The organism is Pseudomonas sp. Leaf15 (assembly GCF_001421425.1).
Classification (GTDB): Bacteria; Pseudomonadota; Gammaproteobacteria; order Pseudomonadales; family Pseudomonadaceae; genus Aquipseudomonas; species Aquipseudomonas salomonii.
This window is the reverse complement of record NZ_LMKI01000012.1, coordinates 31,242-49,641: the sequence shown is the minus strand read 5'-3', so window position 1 is coordinate 49,641 and position 18,400 is coordinate 31,242. Positions and strand designations below refer to the sequence as shown.

Genomic DNA, 18,400 nt, shown 5'->3' with positions numbered 1-18,400 from the left:
GGATTGTATGACCTTGATTAACGCAACTGTAAAAGGCTTGGGGCTGTGTGCATTGGCACTGGCGCTGGGCGGCATGAGCCTGTCGGCGCACGCATTCGTCGAGGAGATCACCGCGGTGTTTCGCCCCGACCCTACAAACCCGATGAGCAACACGTTCAAGAACACCACGCCGCAAAGTGGTTTGTGCCCGTGGCATGTGCCGGCCAAATGCGAGGCGGTCAATACCTTCAGCATCCGTAACAGCAGTTTCAGGGCCTTTTCGAACGGTCCGATTGCGGCCTACCCCGACGACCCGCGCAAGAGTGCTTATTTCAAGGTGCCTTCGGCGTTTCGCGACCTGCAAGTGACCCACAGGGATACCGGCCGAGTAGAAACGGTGCAGATGCGTATAGCGGGGATTGGTGGTCGATGGAATCTTCCAGCGGTTTCGGCCTGGGGGACCAGGGACGCTCCGTGGGATCGCTACTGGTATGGGGCGCCTGCACCCTGTATGCCGATCAATTACCTGGCGGCGTCGAGATCCTATGCGTTGTTCTTCTGGATCGTGCCGGAAAATGCCGGGGCCTGCAGCGTGACCAATGGTTACGACATTGAGTGGATGAGCTACTCCACCCTTGAGTATGGCTATGAACTCAAGACCCCGAACCCCTTGGGTATGGACGCCGGTGTGTATGAGGGCAGCATTACCTACAGCATGGGGCCGAGCGGCGACATTGATTTCGGCGACGCGATGATTCCCGTCGATAACGCCCTTACGTTCAATTTCACCCTGACGGTCGAACATATCCTCACGGTGACCCTCCCACCCGGCGGCAACCGTGTCGAGCTATTGCCCGAAGGCGGCTGGCAGGCCTGGCTCAATCGTGGGCGCCAGCCTTCACGTTTGTTCCGCGACCAGACCTTCAACATCTTCGCCAGTGGGCGTTTCAAGATGAAGCTCGAATGTGGTCTGGCGATTGGCAACACCTGCGGCTTGCGCAATGGCGCGGGGGATGAGGTGCCGTTGCAGATGGCCGTCAGCCTGCCTTTTGGTTTGAACGACCAATACGGCCAGGCGGTAAACAAGTTGCCCCTGCGGCTGGACGGCTCGGGCACCGAGCTGTTCCAGGCCCGGCACTACGTGAATAACCGCCCCGGCACCCTGCACTTTGAGGTCGAGCGAGAGGATGTGAAAAGCATGCTCGAGCAGCCGGGCAGCACTTATTCGGGCCTGGTCACGGTGATCTGGGATTCGGAAGTCTAGGTGGCATCCGCCGCTCACGAACAGTGGGCGACGTTCAATTATCAAGGCGTAATCAAACATGAAACATGCAGTGTTATCGGTGGGGCTGTGGCTGGTGTCGTTGACGGTTTATGCGGGGCCGGCGATCAATGTCGGCGTGGTCTACGACTACCTCGAAGGCGATCGCAGTTCCTACCTCAAGCGCGTGTACAACGGCGGCACCAGCACCGCGTTCATCAAGGTCAACGTGTTGGAGATCGTCTACAACCCCGACGGCACCTCCAGGGAAGTGCCCGTTGCGTCGATGACCGACGCCAAGGGCAGCACCACCAACCGTGACGGCCTGATGGCCAGCCCCGCACGCCTGATCGTGCCGGCCGGCGGGCGCCAGGGCACGCGCTTGCTGTATATGGGCCAGCGCGACCGCGAGCGCTATTTCCGCGTGCGTTTCATTCCGGTGGTGCCGGAAAAGGAAGATGACTTTGCCGTCACCGATCAGGAACGTGCCGAGTACAAGGACGCACTGGCGGCCGGGGTCAACGTCATGGCCGGCTACGGCACGGTGTTTTTCGTGCGTCCGCAAGACACCCGCTTCGACACGCAGATCAACGAGACCGCCAGCCAATACACCCTGCGCAACGCGGGCAACAGCGTGGTGGTGCTCGATGAGTTCCGCGACTGCGCAGTGGCGAAAAAAACCGACTGTGAAGCCACCACCAAGCACCACATCCTGCCCGGTCGCCAACTGGTGTTCGAGAAAAAGCCCGAACGCCAATTCAGCTTCCAGATGATCGAGGGCCGTAGCAAAAAACCGATGACGGTCAACAGTAACGGGTGATGACTATGTTCAAGCAACTGACGGTACTGGCGGTACTGATGGCGCCTGTGCTGGTTGGCGATCGCGCGCAGGCGTTCCAGGAACGCCAAAGCTTTGATGTGTCGGTCAGCATCCCGATCCATGAAGCCTATGTGCTGCCCTCCGAACCTGATTGGATGGGCCACGACCAAGTGCTGGCCTGGGACCTGGCGACTGCCCGGCTGGGCCGCCTGCGCAAGAACTTCGATGTGAAAAACATTAATGGCGGCGTGGCGGCGCGCCTGGGCGACACGCCCTACCTGTTAAGTGGCCGCAACCGCATCGATTTGCAGGTGCTGTTCAACCGAGTGCCGCTGACCCTTGATTCAACCCTGGTGATCAGCGCCGATGAAGCCCGCTCGGGCCGTCGCGCTGAGCTGGAAATCACCGCCGTTGAACCGGAAGACGGCTATAAGGGCGGCGAGTATTACGGCACGGTGCACCTGCTGTTTGACTTTCCGGCGCCTTGAGGCATGCCCTTTGCCGTCCGCGAAATCGGCGGCACAGGGGAACTACAAGGTGCCTGACCCAGTGCTTTCGCAGCCTCGCTGAAGCTCGATAGCTCCCACAGGGGATCAGTGTTGCCAGCGCTAAAAATTAAATGTGGGAGCTGGCTTGCCTGCGATAGCAATAGTGAATTCACCACCGCCATCGCAGGCAAGCCAGCTCCCACACATTTCACCCCAGGCGCTTCGGTCATGCCCCGTGGCACAGCAGGGTGCCGCTGCCTTGCAAGTACGGGGTCAAAATCGGCGCCATGCCTTTGAGCACCTGCACCGGCAGTGCCGAGGTGAACGTGAAGTTTTGCGCCGAACTGCCTGGCACAAAGGCGGTGAGGGTGCCGAAGTAGCGCTCGCCGATGTAGAACACGAACGTGGCGGTGCGGTTGATCGCTTTGGAACTGATCACCCGGCCGCCGGCGCCCATCGCTTCGATGCGGTTGTCGCCGGTGCCGGTCTTGCCGCCCATGGCCATCGGCGTGCCGTCGGCCTGCACGAAACTGCCGGAAACACGCTTGGCCGTGCCCGCGTCCACCACTTGCGATAACGCGCCGCGCAACGCGGTAGCGACCTCGGACGGCATCACCCGTTTGCCCGCATCGGGCGTGTTGACCACGCGGGTTTCGTAAGGCGTATCGGCGCCAAAGTGCAGGCTGTCGATGCGCAGTACTTTGCCGCGTACGCCGTCGTTGAGGATGATGCCCATCAGTTCGGCGAGCGCGGCGGGGCGATCGCCCGAGCTGCCAATCGCGGTGGCCAGCGACGGCACCAGGTGGTCGAACGGGTAACCCACCGCCTGCCAGCGCTGGTGAATATCCAGGAACGCCTCGACCTCCAGCATGGTGCGGATGCGGCTGTCACGCGCACTTTGATGGCGGCTCTTGAACAGCCAGCTGTAGACCTCCTGGCGTTCGAACTGGCCGGCCTTGACCACTTCGCTGAAGGTCGCGTCAGGGTGGTTGAGCAGGTAACCGAGCAGCCACAGGTCCAGCGGGTGGACCTTGGCAATGTAGCCCTGGTCAGGCAAATCATAACGGCCTGGGCCGTAGTCGATGTACAGGCGCTGCAGGCGTTCGTCGGTGAGTTTGTCGCTGGTTTTGGCATTCACCAGGTGTGAGCGCACGAAGCGATTGAAGGTGTCCTGGTCAGCCTCGGGAAACAGGTAGCGGTGCACGGCCGCCATGCGAATCGCGGTGGGGTGCAGCCCGTCAAGAAAGGTCTCGAGGCGCGCCTGGGTGTCTTTTTTCTGGTACTTCTTCCAGAACTTGAGCAGGAAGGTGGTGCCTTCGCGATCCGCGAATTGGGCCAGGTATTCCTGACGCCGTGGGTCGTCATCATCCTTGAGCAATTGCGCACTGTTGTTGGGGCCCGCGTAGGTGACGTAGCGCTCCAGGTCGCGCATCAACCGAATGAACGGCAGGTTGATCGACTCGCGCAAGGCGTCTCGCAGCGACGGGCTGCGGCCATTGTCCTGGTTACGGAAATTGTGGAAGTGGTGCAGGCCGCCGCCGGTGAAAAAACCTTCGTTGGGGTTGGCCGAGTAAGTCCGATCAAGGGCGGCATCGAGCATGTTGGCCAGGGACTTGTCGGGGTTCTGGAGCAGGTAATCAACCGCCCAACGGCTGATACGGTCCTGCTCGGCGATTTCGGTTTTTTTCAACGCGGCGGGCGTTTGTGCGGCGTAGCGATCATGCAGCTCGCTGATGATTTGCAGGTAGGTGGTAAGCACCCGCAGCTTGGCCGTGGACCCCAGCTCCAGCTTGCTGCCCTCATTGATGTCGAAAGGTTGGTCGGTGTTGTCGGTTTGCACGCGCACCCGCGAGCCGTCCCGGGTCAGTTCGAACAGGGTGAAGCTGTAGCGCACCTGGGGCGTGCTGGCGGGTGTGAGCAGGCGCTCGCCGAGCAGGCCCATTTTGCCGGCGAAGGCCGGGTCGGCCAGTTGCTTGAGGTAGTCGGTGGCCTGGCTTTGCAGCTCGGCTTGCAGGGTGCTGGTGGCGGCCAGGTCCAGGCGGTCGAGGTCGTACAGCGGCCGGTTGAGCAGGGCGGCGAGGCGGCTGCGCGCAACGCTGATGCCCTTGTTGGTGTCGATGGGCTGCACGGTCGGCTGTTGCTGCCAGTCACGGTAAGTGACGTGGGACGCCAGGGCGGCCTTGAGCAACGGCGCGTCGATCACGGCGTTCTGCGCCAGCAGGCGCAGGTGGCTGTCGGTGAGTTGCGCCAGTTCTTCGCGGCCGTTGGCCAGGTAATGAGACGGCCGGCGCTGGGCGATCATCAACGACAGCACCTGGCGCAAAGCCAGGCCACGTTGCGCCACCTGGGCCGCATCATTTTCGGTGCTGCTCAAGGCCAGGTTCACCTGCTTGAAGTCGGCGCCGTACCACACGCGCAAGCCTTCGGCCATGCCATGCACTTCGCCATGCCCCGGCACGGCGGACAGCGGCACGCTGTTGAGGTAGTCGCGCACGATGTTCTGGCGTGCCACGAGGGTGTCTGGCCCGGTCTGGTAGGCGCGCACTCCTGCGGACAGCATCTGGCGTAATTTTTCACTGCCGGACAAGGTCAGGCCGTCGGGAGAATGCCGGTATTTTTCCAGCTGAGTGGCCAGGGTACTGCCACCGGCACTCTGGCCGGGCAGGTGCATTACCTTCGCGACTTGTGACCAGGCCGCCATGGCAAAGCGCGGCCAGTCCACCGCCGGGTTGGCCTGGGGCTGGGCGGGGTCGAGCAGGTCACGGTTCTCGATGAACAACAGGCTGTTGACCACCAGCGGCGGGATGGCGGCAAAACTTGAGTACAGTTGCTGCGGGTATTCGAACTGATACAGGGGCAAGGCACGGCAGTCAGTGATGGAAAGCCCGGCCTGGATTTTCTCTGGGTAGGGCACGAAAAGACCCTGGCCGGCGTAGCTCATCAGCGCTGGCGAAAACTGCACCTGGGACTGGATCACGTAACCACGCTTGAGCAGGCGCGGCAAAAAGGTGCCGAGGTCGCTGTAGCCCAAGCGGCGGTCGAACGGGCCGGCGCCGGGGTAAACCATCGCCTGGCTGGGGCCGGGTTCCAGCCGGTAGGTGAGGTCGTGGGCCAGGCGGCTCAACTGCCGCGCCTGCAGGGCGGAGGTGCGTATCTCTTTGGCGGCAGCGAACCCCAGAGTGACCAGCACCATCAACACAATCAGCCAGAACAGGCGACGTATGTAACGGGGCCTGGGTTTATTTTTGGGTAAAGGCGCTGGGTCCGAACTGCCTTGTAGTTTCGCAGCCTTGGTCGATTCGGTTTGCCACAGTGCGCCCATAGTCGATTGATCCCTGCATGCAGATTGATCGGACTTGCTTGAAGCTTAGTCGCTGGGCGACAGCTGTGAGGGAATTGTGATGGGGGGGTGGGAATCTTCTTGGAGGCTGTGTGAATGCAGGGTGGGTTGCGACGTTTTGTCGCTCAACGCAGGTAAGATGCTCCTGTAAAGTGGGTTTTTAGCCGGGTCTTTCACTGAATTGTATGGTTTTTATAGTGAAAGACCCTGCTCTCGGCTTTTTATACTGCACGTCCCGCTGATCTTGCCCGGCAAGAAGGGCCCGTCCATGAGGCGGCCCCGGTTTCGACAAGGGCACAGGCTTACCGGCCTGCACCCTGGAAACTCGACGGACAAACCAATAACAAAATGAGGTTGTTTCCCTATGCCTGTCGGCAAACCACTGCCCCCTGGCGAGACCGCTCAAGGCGGCCCGCTCAAACGTGAACTGGGTGAACGGCATATCCGTCTGATGGCCCTCGGCGCCTGCATCGGTGTGGGCCTGTTCCTCGGCTCGGCCAAGGCCATCGAGATGGCCGGCCCGGCGATCATGCTCTCGTACATCATCGGTGGCCTGGCCATTCTGGTGATCATGCGAGCCCTCGGTGAGATGGCCGTGCACAACCCGGTGGCCGGCTCGTTCAGCCGTTATGCCCAGGATTACCTCGGCCCATTGGCGGGCTTTCTTACCGGCTGGAACTATTGGTTCCTGTGGCTGGTGACCTGTGTCGCGGAGATCACCGCGGTGGCGGTGTACATGGGCGTCTGGTTCCCCGACACACCGCGCTGGATCTGGGCCCTGGCGGCGCTGATCAGCATGGGCACGATCAACCTGATCGCCGTCAAAGCCTTCGGTGAGTTCGAATTCTGGTTCGCGCTGATCAAGATCGTCACGATTATTGCGATGGTGATCGGTGGCGTCGGCATCATTGCATTCGGCTTCGGCAATGACGGCGTGGCCTTGGGTATTTCCAACCTGTGGGCTCACGGCGGCTTTATGCCCAACGGCGTGCAGGGCGTGTTGATGTCCTTGCAGATGGTGATGTTCGCCTACCTGGGCGTCGAGATGATCGGCCTCACCGCCGGTGAAGCACGTAACCCGCAGAAGACCATCCCCAGCGCCATCGGCTCGGTGTTCTGGCGCATTCTGCTGTTCTACGTCGGCGCGCTGTTCGTGATCCTGTCGATCTACCCCTGGAATGAGATCGGCACCCAGGGCAGCCCGTTCGTGATGACCTTTGAACGTTTGGGCATCAAGACCGCCGCCGGCATCATCAATTTCGTGGTGATCACCGCCGCGCTGTCGTCCTGCAACGGCGGTATCTTCAGCACCGGGCGCATGCTCTACAGCCTGGCGCAGAACGGCCAGGCGCCGGCGGCTTTCGGCACTACCTCCAGCAATGGCGTACCGCGCAAGGCGCTGCTGCTGTCGATCTTTGCCCTGCTGCTGGGCGTGTTGCTCAACTACCTGGTACCTGACCAGGTGTTCGTATGGGTGACCTCCATCGCCACCTTCGGCGCGATCTGGACCTGGCTGATGATCCTGCTCGCCCAGCTCAAGTTCCGTAAGGGCCTGAGCCCGGCCGAAGCGGCGAGCCTCAAGTACCGCATGTGGCTGTACCCGGTCAGTTCCTACCTGGCGCTGGCGTTCCTGCTGCTGGTGGTTGGCCTGATGGCGTACTTCCCGGATACGCGGGTGGCGCTGTATGTAGGGCCTGCGTTCCTGGTGCTGTTGACGGTACTGTATTACGTGTTCAAGTTGCAGCCGACCCATGCTGCGGCACGCTCCGTAGCCTGACGGCCTGGCGCACAACAAAAAGCCCCTTGATCGGGGCTTTTTGTTTTCAGGCGACGGCCATGCGTGTCGATTGGTCCAGCCGTTTGTTGAACTCCAGCCAGGCGCCCAACACCGCCATCAAGGCAACGCCCACAAGTGCGGTAAAAATTTGCATGGCAAAGGCATCGCCGGCCATGGCGTTGACCATGTCCGCGAGCGGCGCCAACAACACGCCAAGGCAGAACACTTCCAGCGAAAAGCGGCCCATCCGGCAGGACTGCTGTGCCAGCCAGTTTTGCGTCCAGGCACGCCCCGGCAACAGTTTGGCGGTGACATAGGCCAAGGCCAGGAAATGCAGGAGACGCACCGGCGACAGGTCGGTCTTGCTGATCGGGTACAACAGTTCACTGAGCGCGTGCGGCATCAGTGCGTCATGCACTTCGGGCCAGCGCCAGCCGATCGTGATCACGCCGGCCATCAATGCGTAGGTCGCGGCCATCATGAACAGCGGCTGCCGCAGCAGTGGCCGATGGTCCTGCGCGCGGGGTTGTTGCCCATGAATCGCCGCCGCGCCGCCCAGCACGAACAGGAACTGCCAGGTCACCGGGTTGAAGTACCACACCCCGTCGGCAATCGCTGCCAGGTTCCAACCCAGGTGTGGCGCCAGCAGGTACACCGCCATCGAACCCGCGACCACCCACCAGGTTTTGCGCAAGAGCCACGGCAACACCAGCGGCAGGCCGGCCAGCAGCACGATATACAAGGGCAACGGGTCCATCAGGTTGGGCTTGAAGCGCAGCAGCAATTCATCCACCAACGCTTGCTGTGGTTGGGTGACAAAGTGCGTCAGGCCCATCTCCTGCACCAGGTCGCGGGTTTCTACATGGCTGTTGGCGAAGAACACGATGCCCATCAGCATCGCCAGCAAGAAGATATGCACCACGTAAAGCACCCAGGTGCGCCGCAGGATCTTCAGGCAGGCCATCCAGTAACCTTCGCGTTGCAAGACCTTGCCATAGGCCAGCACTGAGGCATAACCGGCAAGGAATACAAACACTTCAGCGGCATCGCTGAAACCGATATTGCGCAGGGTGATCTGGCCGAGTGGGTTGTGGGGGACGTGATCCCAGAAAATAAAGATCAACGCCAGGCCCCGAAAAAAATCGATGCGCGGGTCGCGTCCGTTCAGCATGGCAGCGGGCTCTTGGGCAATGGTTTAAGTCATGACAGACGAATGCGCGTGTTGTCACACGCCGCACGTCGGGCGCGCGCAGGTTGGCGGTATTTGTAAGCAATTGCAAAGGCTGGGTATTACTGAATGTCTCAATGCGGCGGGCGGGCTACCTGTCAACTTTGACAGTAGACGCCGTGGGCGCGTCATGGCTTGCTGGGCCAGCCGCCACAGGACAACTTTATGCGCCGAGTATGGAAGGGATTCTCCAGCTACACGGTCATTGGTATCGCCAATACGGTGATCCATTGGCAGCTGTTTTTTGTGTTCAGGACCGCGTTTGAGATGAGCCAGGCGGCGAGCAATTTTCTTGCCTTCGCGGCGGCGGCGTCGCTGTCCTTTTACATGAATGCGCTTTACACCTTTTCCATGCCGCCCTCATTGCCGCGTTACGGGCTGTTCATGCTGTGCATGGGCGGCTTGAGCCTGGTGGTGGGCGGGCTGGCCGATCGCTGGGGCGTGCCGGGCATGGTCACCGTGCTGGTGTTTTCGCTGGTCAGTCTGGTATGCGGGTTTTTACTGTCGCGCTGGGTGGTGTTTCGCGAGCGTGAACAATGAGAGTCTCGCTGGTGGTGCCGCTGTACAACGAGGAGCAGGCCGTGGATGGGTTCTACCGCGCGGCGCGGCAGGAGCCTTTGTTGCGCAAACATACGGTCGAGATTGTGTTTATCAACGACGGCAGCACCGACCGCACCGCCGAACGGGTGCACGCGCTCGCCATGGCTGACAGCGACGTGAGGTTGATCAACTTCTCGCGCAACTTCGGCAAGGAAGCCGCCTTGTTCGCCGGGTTGGAGTACGCCACGGGTGACGCGGTGGTGCCCATGGACGTGGACTTGCAAGACCCGGTCGAGGTCGTTCCGCAATTGCTTGCCGAATGGCAAAAAGGTGCCGATGTGGTGTTGGCCAAACGCCGCAACCGCGCCAGTGACGGTTACCTCAAGCGCCACACTGCTTCGCTGTTCTACCACCTGCTCAACCGCATCGCCTACACCCACATCGAGGAAAACGTCGGCGACTTCCGGCTGATGGACCGCAAGGTAGTCGACGTGATCAAGGCCCTGCCCGAGCAGCAACTGTTCATGAAAGGCGTGTTGTCCTGGGCCGGCTTTACCGTGGCCATCGTCGAATACGACCGCGCCCCGCGCACTATGGGCCAGAGCAAGTTCAACGCCTGGAAACTCTGGAACCTGGCGCTGGACGGCATCACCTCGTTCAGCACCCTGCCACTGCGGCTTTGGAGTTATATCGGTGGGTGTATTTCGCTGGTGGCGTTGGTTTATGCGGGTTTTTTGATCGTCGACAAAGTGTTGTTCGGCAATGACGTGCCGGGGTATCCGTCGCTGATGACGGCGATTTTGTTTTTGGGCGGGGTGCAACTGATCGGGATTGGGATATTGGGGGAGTATGTGGGGCGGATTTATATGGAGGCCAAGCATCGGCCCAGGTATGTGGTGAAGGATGTTATCCAGTATGACCGCCCGGCGCGCGCGTCAGGGAGCGGACGATGACTCAGCTTAGGACAGAGGGTACAAGGTATTTTGCGATATTACTGTTGATCACTGTACTCGCGGCCGGTATTCGGTTTTACGCGATCACGGATGCTTATGTCTGGTACGACGAAGCCTTTAGTGTCTGGATAAGCGCGTTGTCACCTGAAGCGATCTGGTTTCACACCGGAAGAGATGTTCACCCACCTCTCTATTACCTGTTGCTTCACTGTTGGATGGAGGTGTTTGGAAAAACACCATTATCGATCCGGAGTCTGAGTGCCATCGCCGGCACGTTGACGGTCCCCCTGGGAGTGCTGATGGCGCGCAGCGTCTTCGGTTCTCGAGCATCATTGGTGTTCGGGCTGTTTCTGGCTTTGTTACCGATGTCGGTTCGATTGAGCCAGGAAGCCCGAATGTACGCAGTGGAAGCTATGTTTCTGATGGGCGCGACACTTGCATTGATCTATTGGATGAGAAAGTCGGCGCAATATCGTTATTGCCTTTTGTATGCCTTGTGTATGACGGCCGCACTTTACACACACTATTACGCGGTGCTTGCTGCTTTGGCACATTGGCTGTACTTGATTGTGCTACGGGTACATCCCTCAGTGAAGGCACCACACGTTACAAGCAACGTGTGGTGGATGTGTAATGCGCTGGTAGCTGTTGCTTATGTACCTTGGCTATTTAGTCTGTTTGATTTAATAAGGCACTACGCGAAAATAGAAGAGGTCGGCAATGTGGCGTGGTTGGCAGTAGGCAACCTTTATACTTTACCGAACACGGTGTGGCGGTTTTTTACGTTGCTATCTCCACAAGGGGCTTGGCGGGTAGGGTACTGGTTGGTACCCATAGGAATGATGGTGGCGACTGGATGGGTAGTTTTTCAGGACAGGACCCAGTATCGGCTCTCCATTCTGCTGACGTTTTTTTCTTTTGTGCCTATGCTCGTGCTGTTTTGCCTTTCATTGTTAATGCCAGCTTATCTGGAGCGGTATGTGGCTTTTTCCGCTGCTGGGCTGCCCTTGCTACTGACGGGTGCGATAGTGGGTCTCAGACGCACGCATGCGGCAGTGTCCGCACTATTGTTTTTTTGCGTTATAGGTTTGGAACTGATTGGGTTAAATGCCATTTACAACCAAGAAAGTGAAGTTGGCTATGTAAAAAGCGGTCAAGTAGTACGTATGGAACAGGTGTTTAATTACATTCGTGATCATCAGCAGAAGACCGATATGGTTGTGGTGGGAGGTGGCTTTTTTTATTTTAGCGCAGCTTTTTATAATGGTTCCGATAAAGCCTTGTATCTGTTGGATGAATCCTTTGGCAGAGAAAAGCTGAGTCGGCCAAATGGGTATGGAGCATTAACACTTATGTTAGATACTTGGGATGAGCACTTCCTGGTCGACCCTGACGGTGAGCCTAACAGCGCTCGCAGAGTGTGGTGGGTGACTGGCAATCCAAGCCTGGACGTACATCACCCTTACCGTGGTAAGAGGCAGGCGATCGACTATTTGCCCGCGGGAGACCTTGAGCTGCGTCTTTACCAAGCGCTTTAGCGATGCCGGTTTACCTACGTATCGATTATCACCAACGTGCCATGGCTCCCAGCAGCTACGGCATGTGCAACCCCTGCTTCCACAAAGTACATCTGCCCGGCGCTCACCCGAATCTCCTGATCACCGACGCTCAAGCGCAATTGACCGTCGATCACCAGCAACCCCTCATTGTAATCATGGGTTTCCTCCTCATAAGCCTGCTCATCCATACGCAACACCTTGATCCGCGCCGGGCCGACCTGGCCCAGGCACTTGGATTTCCAGCTCTCGGGCAGTTGCGCGGCAATGGCGCTGAAGTCGAATAACGGCATGTGAAGCTCCTTGTTTCAACGATGCCGTCGGTGGTCCGGTTCAGCGGGGAGTAAGTGTTTTCAGAACGCGTCCATCAGCAAGACACGGCAGGTTTTGGCCTGGTGCTCGTTGATTTTCGGCACCAGCCGGGTGAAGTGTTCGGTCTGGCAATGAGCGTCCAGCGCCGCCTGGTCGGGCCACTGCTCGATAAAGATGAAGTGCCCTGGGTCGTTTTGATCGACAAACAGATCGTAGGCGATGCACAGCGGTTCCTGGCGGGTTTTCTCCACCAGTTCGGTGTACCACGCGCGCACGGTGTCCAGGTGTTCAGGCTGGATAAAATCTTCAGCGATGACTTTCAACATGGCAGGCATTCCTTACGCAGCGGCGACTTCATGCGGCTCAAAACTATCGGCCCGCGCCATCTGCCACATGCGCGAATAGAACTCGCCGTTCACCTCGCCGGTGAGCAACTCGCCAGGCTTGAGGAACACATGCAACTGCGAGAACAGTTTGATTTCAGTTGCCGACATGCGCCGCACCAAATGCTTGGCCGACAGTTGCGAGGGATGATCCAGGCCGGCCGCAGCGAGCATTTCCGCCAAGGCGTGCAGCGTGTTGCGGTGGAAGTTGAACACGCGCTGGGCTTTGTCGGGCACCACCAGCGCACGCTGGCGCAGCGGGTCTTGGGTGGCCACGCCCGTCGGGCATTTGTTGGTGTGGCAGCTTTGCGACTGGATGCAACCGATGGCGAACATAAAGCCGCGCGCCGAGTTGGCCCAGTCGGCGCCGATGGCCAGCACGCTGGCGATATCGAAGGCGCTGACGATCTTGCCGCTGGCGCCGAGCTTGATCTTGTCGCGCAGGTTCAGGCCCACCAGGGTGTTGTGCACAAACAGCAGGCCCTCACGCAGCGGCACGCCGATATGGTCGGTGAACTCCACCGGCGCGGCGCCGGTGCCGCCTTCCTTGCCGTCGACCACGATAAAGTCCGGGAGGATGCCGGTTTCGAGCATGGCCTTGGCGATGCCCATGAATTCCCATGGGTGGCCCAGGCAAAACTTGAAGCCCACCGGTTTGCCGCCGGACAGTTCACGCAGTTGGGCGATGAACTGCATCATCTCGATCGGTGTGGAAAACGCGCTGTGGCGCGACGGCGAGATGCAGTCCTCGCCCATCATGATGCCGCGCGTTTCGGCGATTTCCTGGGTGACTTTGTGCTTGGGCAGGATGCCGCCGTGGCCGGGCTTGGCGCCCTGGCTCATCTTGATTTCGATCATGCGCACTTGCGGGTTCTGCGCCTGCACGGCAAAGCGCTCCGGGTCGAAACGGCCGTCGCTGGTGCGGCAGCCGAAGTAACCGCTGCCCAGTTCCCAGGTCAGGTCGCCGCCGTTTTCGCGGTGGTAGGGGCTGATGCTGCCTTCGCCGGTGTCATGGGCAAAGTTGCCGAGCTTGGCGCCCTGGTTCAACGCGCGAATCGCATTGGCACTCAGCGAGCCGAAGCTCATGGCCGAGATGTTGAACACCGAGGCCGAGTAAGGTTGGGTGCACTGCGGGCCGCCGACCATCACGCGAAAGGCGCTGGGGTCGCTGAGCGGCGCCGGGCGCATGGAGTGGCCGATAAACTCGAAGCCTGACTGGTACACGTCGATCAGGGTGCCAAAGGGCTTGTCGGCGGTTTCGTTCTTGGCGCGCGAGTAGACCAGCGAGCGTTGAGCCCGGGAGAAGGGCAGGGCGTCGCTGTCGGATTCGAGCAGGTACTGGCGGATCTCCGGGCGGATGGCTTCCACCAGGTAACGGATATTGCCCAGGATCGGGTAGTTGCGGCGTACCGCATGGGGGCTTTGCAGCAGGTCGAAAAGGCCGATCAGGCTGAGGACGCCGGTGACCACGGTGATGGGCCACAGCCATTCATGTTGGATAAAAGGGAGGCTGGCGAGGGTAAAAATGACGCACACGGCAAAGAAGGCGTAACGGCTTAGCAACGACAGGCTCATACGGTTTTTCCTCAGGTTCAACTCTACAGGTCGATCGGCCATTCTGCGCCTGTAGGGAAACCATAGACAACCTATGGGAATAATCAGTTTGGCTGCACCGGTGGGACAGACTGGCCCGGAATAGACAACTGGCGGCTATCGGTGACCTCGAATTGCGCCTGGTGGGTGGCGGTCGAGTCGGCCCCGACGAAGACGGTAAAGGTGCCCGCTTCGACCACGGGCGAGAGGTTCAAATCCAGCAAGGCGAAGTCCTTTTGATCGAGGGTGAACGTCACGCTCTGCGCCTCGCCGGGGGCCAGATGCACTTTGCGAAACCCGCGCAGCTGTCGGACCGGGCGGGTCACGCTGGCGACGTCATCGCGCAGGTACAACTGGACGATTTCGTCGCCTGCACGCTTGCCGGTGTTGGTGACGGTGACCTCGACGGTCAACGACTGGTGGGACGCCAACCGCTGGGCGCTGAGCCGAGGCTTAGAGTAGGCGAACGTGGTGTAGCTCAGGCCAAAGCCAAATGGGTAGGCTGGCGCGTGATTGATATCCATGTAGTTGGAACTGAAAATGTCCGGCAAACCGTCGGCGTTGCTGTTGGGGCGGCCCGTATTTTTGTGTGCGTAGTAAATGGGAATCTGCCCCACGCTGCGTGGGAAGGTGATAGGCAGTTTGGCGCTGGGGTTTACGTCGCCAAATAGCACATCCGCCACAGCATTCCCCATTTCACTGCCAAGAAACCAGGTTTCAAGCAGTGCCGGGGCCTGTTGAACGGTATCCGAAAACACCAAGGGGCGACCATTCATCAGGACGACCACTATGGGTTTGCCGGTGTCCAGCAGTGCTCGCAGTAACGCATCCTGGGCACCGGGCAGGCCAAGTTCGGCGCGGCTATGGGCTTCGCCGCTCTGCTCGGCGTTTTCGCCCAGTACTGCCACTACCACGTCGACGTCGCGGGCGGCCTTTTGGGCGGCCGCGATACCTTGAGTGTCTGAGCTGACGGGGGAGGCACCTGGCAGGTAGGTCACATCAGTGTCGTTGGATACGATGTTTTTTATACCTTGCAGGAGGGTTACCGCATTTTCTGAAGTGCCGGGCCAAGATGCTGGCCCGAGCGTGGCGGCGGCATCTGTGGCTAAGCTTCCGACGACCAGCAGCCTGCCCAGTTTCTTTGAGAGAGGCAGTAGTTGGTGGTTGTTTTTCAACAATACAATGGACTTTTGCCCCGCCTCACGGGCGAGAGCACGGTGCTGCGGTATTAGCAGGCTATTGGCTTCGCGGTTTACGTTGCTGTAACGGTAAGGGTCTTCAAACAGTCCCAGACGCTGCTTGGCCTTGAGTACGCGGCGCACGGCTTCGTCCACGACTGCCATTGAAACCTGGCCGTTGCGTATGAGCGTCGGCAGGTGCTGCCTGTAGGTCTGGCTGGCCATTTCGATATTCACGCCAGCGTTGAAGCCTAGCCAAGCCGCATCGGATGGGGTGCGGGCGATGCCGTGCTGGATCAGTTCCTCTATGGCGGAGTAATCGCTGACGATAATACCGGTGAAGCCCAACTTCTGACGCAACAGCCCTGTCAGTAAGGCCTTGTTGCTGTGCGTGGGAGTGGCGGCGACCTCGTTGAAAGCGGGCATGATTGCGTCAACGCCCGCGGCTACGGCCGCCTGGAACGGAGGCAGGTAGACCTCCATCAAGGTTCGTTCCGACAGATCGGCGACGTTGTAATCCCGCCCGCCCTCGCCAGCCCCATAGGCAACAAAGTGTTTAGCGGTAGCCATCATGTACGAGGTATCAGGCGGGCCTGAACCGTGAAAGCCGCGCACTCGCGCAGCCGCCAGGATCGAGCCGAGAAACGGGTCTTCACCAGCACCCTCCACCACGCGTCCCCAACGTGGGTCTCGCGCTATGTCGACTACGGGAGCGTAGGTCCAGTGCACACCGCTGGCGGTGGCTTCAACGGCCAACGCGCGGGCACTTCGTTGCGTCAGTTGAGCGTCCCAGGCCGCAGCCTCCGCCAGAGGCACCGGGAACACGGTGTGAAAGCCATGGATAACATCAAGGGTGAACAGCAGCGGTATATGTAAGCGCGAACCTTGCACGGCCTGTGCTTGCAGCGTGCGGGTCAGCTCGGCACCGTAGGCTCCGATGACCGAACCGACGGTTAACGTTGGCCGTTCTTCCAAGCCGTCTTGATCAACAATAGTGCCGGTCGGCGTCTCCTTGATGCCGAGCAGGCTGAGTTGGGCGACTTTTTCCTCCAGCGTCATTTGCGCCAGGAGGCGTTCGACAACATCATCCTGGGCGGTTGCGATCAAGGACGAAAAGCTCAGCAATAGCAGCAAGAGGCGAGTGGGCATGGTTGTCAGCGCTGGCCGAAAGATGCCCATGAGTGTTCGGTGCGCAGGTACACCCGTCTACTGTCAGAAATAACAGCTCATCAACGGTTTCAGACAAATGGTCAGGCGTTTTGCGCCTGAAGAAAGATCGAAAACAGCTCCGACTGGGATTTGATCCCCAGCTTGCTGTACATGTGTTTCTTATGGACTTTCACGGTCTCCACCGAGATTTCCAGCTTGCGGGCGATCTCCTTGCTGGAGCAACCGCTGAGCATCAAGCGGCCTACATCCAGCTCGCGGGCGGTGAGTTGCGCGCCCCAATCATCATTTTGAATCGGCGGTTGCGGCGCGCTCACCTGGTTCAGTTCATGGGGCAGGCGCTGGCGCAGCAGGCTCACCACCCAAGGCTGGATCAGTGACAGCAGGGCAATTTGCTGTGGGTCAAAACGCTGTTTTGACCCCAGCGACAGGCACAGAGTGCGCCCGTCCGGCAGGTGGCAATTGAACTGGATTTCATCGGCCACCACGTTCAGGCGAAAGTAGCGCTGGTAGTACTCGGTCAGCTCGAAATGCTCCGGCGCCACGTCCGCCAGGCGCAACAGGCCGGTGCGCGCCTGTTCGCGGCTGGCGATGTAGAACGGGTCAAGCAGGTACAGGCCGTTGAGGTAGTCCTGGAACAGAGGGTCCGGCGCGCCGTCGGCGCCTGGGCATTCGGCGAACACCAGCGGGCGGTGGTCACTGCTGAACAGCAAGGCCACCCAACTGTCGGACGGCACGTACTGGTCCAACAGCCGCACCAGCTGGGTCCAGAAGTTGGGCTGGTCCAGGGCGTCTATCATTTGCCCCACCGAACGGTGCCAGGCGATGTCTTGCAGCGTCATGCTCATCAATCTACCCCTATCGGGTTACCCCGGCCGCGTAATTCCCTGGCCGGTGTTGGCTGCGCATACTGCGGCACGGATAAAGAACAAGGAATACCCATGAAGGTCGAATTTGCCCAATTGGCAGGCCGCGATAACGGTACAGCTTACAACCTTGAGCGCGCCTTAGCGGCCATTGCTGCGTGCGCCGCCGACACGCAACTGATCGTCTTCCCGGAAACCCACCTGATGGGCTTCCCGTCGGCCGAGACCGTCGCCGCGATCGCCGAACCGGTAGACGGCCCCACCGTACACGCGGTTATCCAGGCGGCCCGTGCGCGCAATATTGCCGTGGTCATCGGCATGGCCGAGCACGACGATGGCCAGTTCTATAACACCACCTTGCTGATCACCCCCGAAGGCATCGCCCTGCGGTATCGCAAGACCCACCTGTGGGCTTCGGATCGCGGCGTGTTCAACCCGGGTGATCGCTACACCACGTGCCTGTGGAACGGCGTGCGCGTCGGCCTGCTGATCTGCTACGACATCGAGTTCCCGGAAACCGCCCGCGCCCTGGCGCAGTTGGGCGCCGAACTGCTGATCGTCACCAACGGCAACATGGACCCTTACGGCCCCACGCACCGCACCGCGATCATGGCCCGCGCCCAGGAAAACCAGGCGTTTGCGCTGATGGTCAACCGGGTCGGAGAAGGCGACGGAGACCTGTTGTTCGCCGGCGGCAGCGCGCTGGTGGACCCGATCGGCACCTTGCTGTTTGAAGCCGGGCGTGAGGAAGGGCAATTCACCGTCGAGTTGGATCTCGACCAATTGGTGGCGGCACGCAAGGACTACCGCTACCTCAATGACCAGCGCTTGAAATTGCCCGGCGAAGTGATTGAGCACGGCGATGGGGCGCGCGAATTGCTGATTCCCCAGCCCTGATGATGGTTCCCACGCTCTGCGTGGGAATACCTGAGGTGACGCTCCGCGTCACGATGTTCAAG

The 18,400-nt window shown here is 59.9% G+C and carries 15 protein-coding genes; 8 read left to right on the top strand and 7 right to left on the bottom strand.

Annotation, left to right across the window (positions count from 1 at the left end; all coding sequences use genetic code 11):
* Positions 1–7 precede the first annotated feature (7 nt).
* The 3 genes from ASE80_RS10565 to ASE80_RS10555 are packed head-to-tail and all read left to right on the top strand — an operon-like array spanning position 8 to position 2,548.
* Positions 8–1,243 (top strand): hypothetical protein, encoded by a 1,236-nt coding sequence (locus tag ASE80_RS10565; protein ID WP_056858860.1) that lies wholly within the window; start codon positions 8–10, stop codon positions 1,241–1,243.
* A 58-nt stretch (positions 1,244–1,301) separates the two neighbouring features.
* Entirely contained in the window at positions 1,302–2,060 is a 759-nt protein-coding gene (locus ASE80_RS10560) for a hypothetical protein (protein WP_056858859.1), read from the top strand.
* Between the two features lie 5 nt (positions 2,061–2,065).
* A complete protein-coding gene (locus tag ASE80_RS10555; RefSeq protein ID WP_056859195.1) occupies positions 2,066–2,548 on the top strand; it encodes a CS1 type fimbrial major subunit in 483 nt (160 codons plus the stop codon).
* 226 nt (positions 2,549–2,774) lie between these two features.
* Here the strand turns inward: ASE80_RS10555 and ASE80_RS10550 are convergent, their stop codons facing one another.
* Complete coding sequence (locus ASE80_RS10550) at positions 2,775–5,870, bottom strand: transglycosylase domain-containing protein (protein WP_056858858.1); 3,096 nt, start codon at positions 5,868–5,870, stop codon at positions 2,775–2,777.
* A 382-nt stretch (positions 5,871–6,252) separates the two neighbouring features.
* Here ASE80_RS10550 and ASE80_RS10545 point away from each other — a divergent pair, with 382 nt between their 5' ends.
* Complete coding sequence (locus tag ASE80_RS10545) at positions 6,253–7,665, top strand: amino acid permease (protein WP_056858857.1); 1,413 nt, start codon at positions 6,253–6,255, stop codon at positions 7,663–7,665.
* 46 nt (positions 7,666–7,711) lie between these two features.
* Here the strand turns inward: ASE80_RS10545 and ASE80_RS10540 are convergent, their stop codons facing one another.
* Positions 7,712–8,836 carry an OpgC family protein gene (locus ASE80_RS10540; RefSeq protein WP_056858856.1) on the bottom strand — a complete coding sequence of 375 codons (1,125 nt, stop codon included), beginning with the start codon at positions 8,834–8,836 and terminating at the stop codon, positions 7,712–7,714.
* 222 nt (positions 8,837–9,058) lie between these two features.
* On the opposite strand from ASE80_RS10540, the gene ASE80_RS10535 reads away from it, so the two are divergent.
* Genes ASE80_RS10535 through ASE80_RS10525 form a run of 3 tightly spaced genes read left to right on the top strand, consistent with a single transcriptional unit; the run spans position 9,059 to position 11,924 of the window.
* Positions 9,059–9,433 carry a GtrA family protein gene (locus ASE80_RS10535; protein WP_056858855.1) on the top strand — a complete coding sequence of 125 codons (375 nt, stop codon included), beginning with the start codon at positions 9,059–9,061 and terminating at the stop codon, positions 9,431–9,433.
* The gene (locus ASE80_RS10530) at positions 9,430–10,386 is read left to right on the top strand and encodes a glycosyltransferase family 2 protein (protein WP_056858854.1); all 957 of its coding nucleotides are present in this window, start codon (positions 9,430–9,432) and stop codon (positions 10,384–10,386) included. Before ASE80_RS10535 ends, ASE80_RS10530 begins: the two co-directional genes overlap by 4 nt.
* Before the next feature lie 44 nt (positions 10,387–10,430).
* Entirely contained in the window at positions 10,431–11,924 is a 1,494-nt protein-coding gene (locus ASE80_RS10525) for a glycosyltransferase family 39 protein (protein ID WP_162238847.1), read from the top strand.
* Between the two features lie 14 nt (positions 11,925–11,938).
* On the opposite strand, the gene ASE80_RS10520 is transcribed toward ASE80_RS10525, so the two are convergent.
* The 5 genes from ASE80_RS10520 to ASE80_RS10500 all read right to left on the bottom strand — a co-directional run bounded on the left by ASE80_RS10520 (position 11,939) and on the right by ASE80_RS10500 (position 17,423).
* Positions 11,939–12,235 carry a cupin domain-containing protein gene (locus ASE80_RS10520; protein WP_056858852.1) on the bottom strand — a complete coding sequence of 99 codons (297 nt, stop codon included), beginning with the start codon at positions 12,233–12,235 and terminating at the stop codon, positions 11,939–11,941.
* 60 nt (positions 12,236–12,295) lie between these two features.
* Positions 12,296–12,580, bottom strand: a complete 285-nt coding sequence (locus ASE80_RS10515) for a putative quinol monooxygenase (RefSeq protein ID WP_056858851.1) — start codon at positions 12,578–12,580, stop codon at positions 12,296–12,298.
* 12 nt (positions 12,581–12,592) lie between these two features.
* Positions 12,593–14,212 (bottom strand): FMN-binding glutamate synthase family protein, encoded by a 1,620-nt coding sequence (locus ASE80_RS10510; RefSeq protein ID WP_056858850.1) that lies wholly within the window; start codon positions 14,210–14,212, stop codon positions 12,593–12,595.
* Positions 14,213–14,295: 83 nt separating this feature from the next.
* A complete protein-coding gene (gene bglX / locus ASE80_RS10505; RefSeq protein WP_056859194.1) occupies positions 14,296–16,557 on the bottom strand; it encodes a beta-glucosidase BglX in 2,262 nt (753 codons plus the stop codon).
* Between the two features lie 101 nt (positions 16,558–16,658).
* The gene (locus ASE80_RS10500) at positions 16,659–17,423 is read right to left on the bottom strand and encodes a helix-turn-helix transcriptional regulator (RefSeq protein WP_056858849.1); all 765 of its coding nucleotides are present in this window, start codon (positions 17,421–17,423) and stop codon (positions 16,659–16,661) included.
* A gap of 93 nt (positions 17,424–17,516) precedes the next feature.
* On the opposite strand from ASE80_RS10500, the gene ASE80_RS10495 reads away from it, so the two are divergent.
* Positions 17,517–18,338 (top strand): carbon-nitrogen hydrolase family protein, encoded by an 822-nt coding sequence (locus ASE80_RS10495; RefSeq protein WP_056858848.1) that lies wholly within the window; start codon positions 17,517–17,519, stop codon positions 18,336–18,338.
* Positions 18,339–18,400 lie beyond the last annotated feature (62 nt).

Bases quoted from the DNA above. Each gene is read 5' to 3' on its own strand.
- ASE80_RS10495 (WP_056858848.1), top strand. From the start codon at position 17,517: ATGAAGGTCGAATTTGCCCAATTGGCAGGCCGCGATAACGGTACAGCT.
- ASE80_RS10515 (WP_056858851.1), bottom strand. From the start codon at position 12,580: ATGTTGAAAGTCATCGCTGAAGATTTTATCCAGCCTGAACACCTGGAC.
- ASE80_RS10510 (WP_056858850.1), bottom strand. From the start codon at position 14,212: ATGAGCCTGTCGTTGCTAAGCCGTTACGCCTTCTTTGCCGTGTGCGTC.
- ASE80_RS10500 (WP_056858849.1), bottom strand. From the start codon at position 17,423: ATGAGCATGACGCTGCAAGACATCGCCTGGCACCGTTCGGTGGGGCAA.
- ASE80_RS10545 (WP_056858857.1), top strand. From the start codon at position 6,253: ATGCCTGTCGGCAAACCACTGCCCCCTGGCGAGACCGCTCAAGGCGGC.
- ASE80_RS10550 (WP_056858858.1), bottom strand. From the start codon at position 5,870: ATGGGCGCACTGTGGCAAACCGAATCGACCAAGGCTGCGAAACTACAA.
- ASE80_RS10540 (WP_056858856.1), bottom strand. From the start codon at position 8,836: ATGCTGAACGGACGCGACCCGCGCATCGATTTTTTTCGGGGCCTGGCG.
- ASE80_RS10565 (WP_056858860.1), top strand. From the start codon at position 8: ATGACCTTGATTAACGCAACTGTAAAAGGCTTGGGGCTGTGTGCATTG.
- bglX (WP_056859194.1), bottom strand. From the start codon at position 16,557: ATGCCCACTCGCCTCTTGCTGCTATTGCTGAGCTTTTCGTCCTTGATC.
- ASE80_RS10530 (WP_056858854.1), top strand. From the start codon at position 9,430: ATGAGAGTCTCGCTGGTGGTGCCGCTGTACAACGAGGAGCAGGCCGTG.
- ASE80_RS10520 (WP_056858852.1), bottom strand. From the start codon at position 12,235: ATGCCGTTATTCGACTTCAGCGCCATTGCCGCGCAACTGCCCGAGAGC.
- ASE80_RS10560 (WP_056858859.1), top strand. From the start codon at position 1,302: ATGAAACATGCAGTGTTATCGGTGGGGCTGTGGCTGGTGTCGTTGACG.
- ASE80_RS10555 (WP_056859195.1), top strand. From the start codon at position 2,066: ATGTTCAAGCAACTGACGGTACTGGCGGTACTGATGGCGCCTGTGCTG.
- ASE80_RS10535 (WP_056858855.1), top strand. From the start codon at position 9,059: ATGCGCCGAGTATGGAAGGGATTCTCCAGCTACACGGTCATTGGTATC.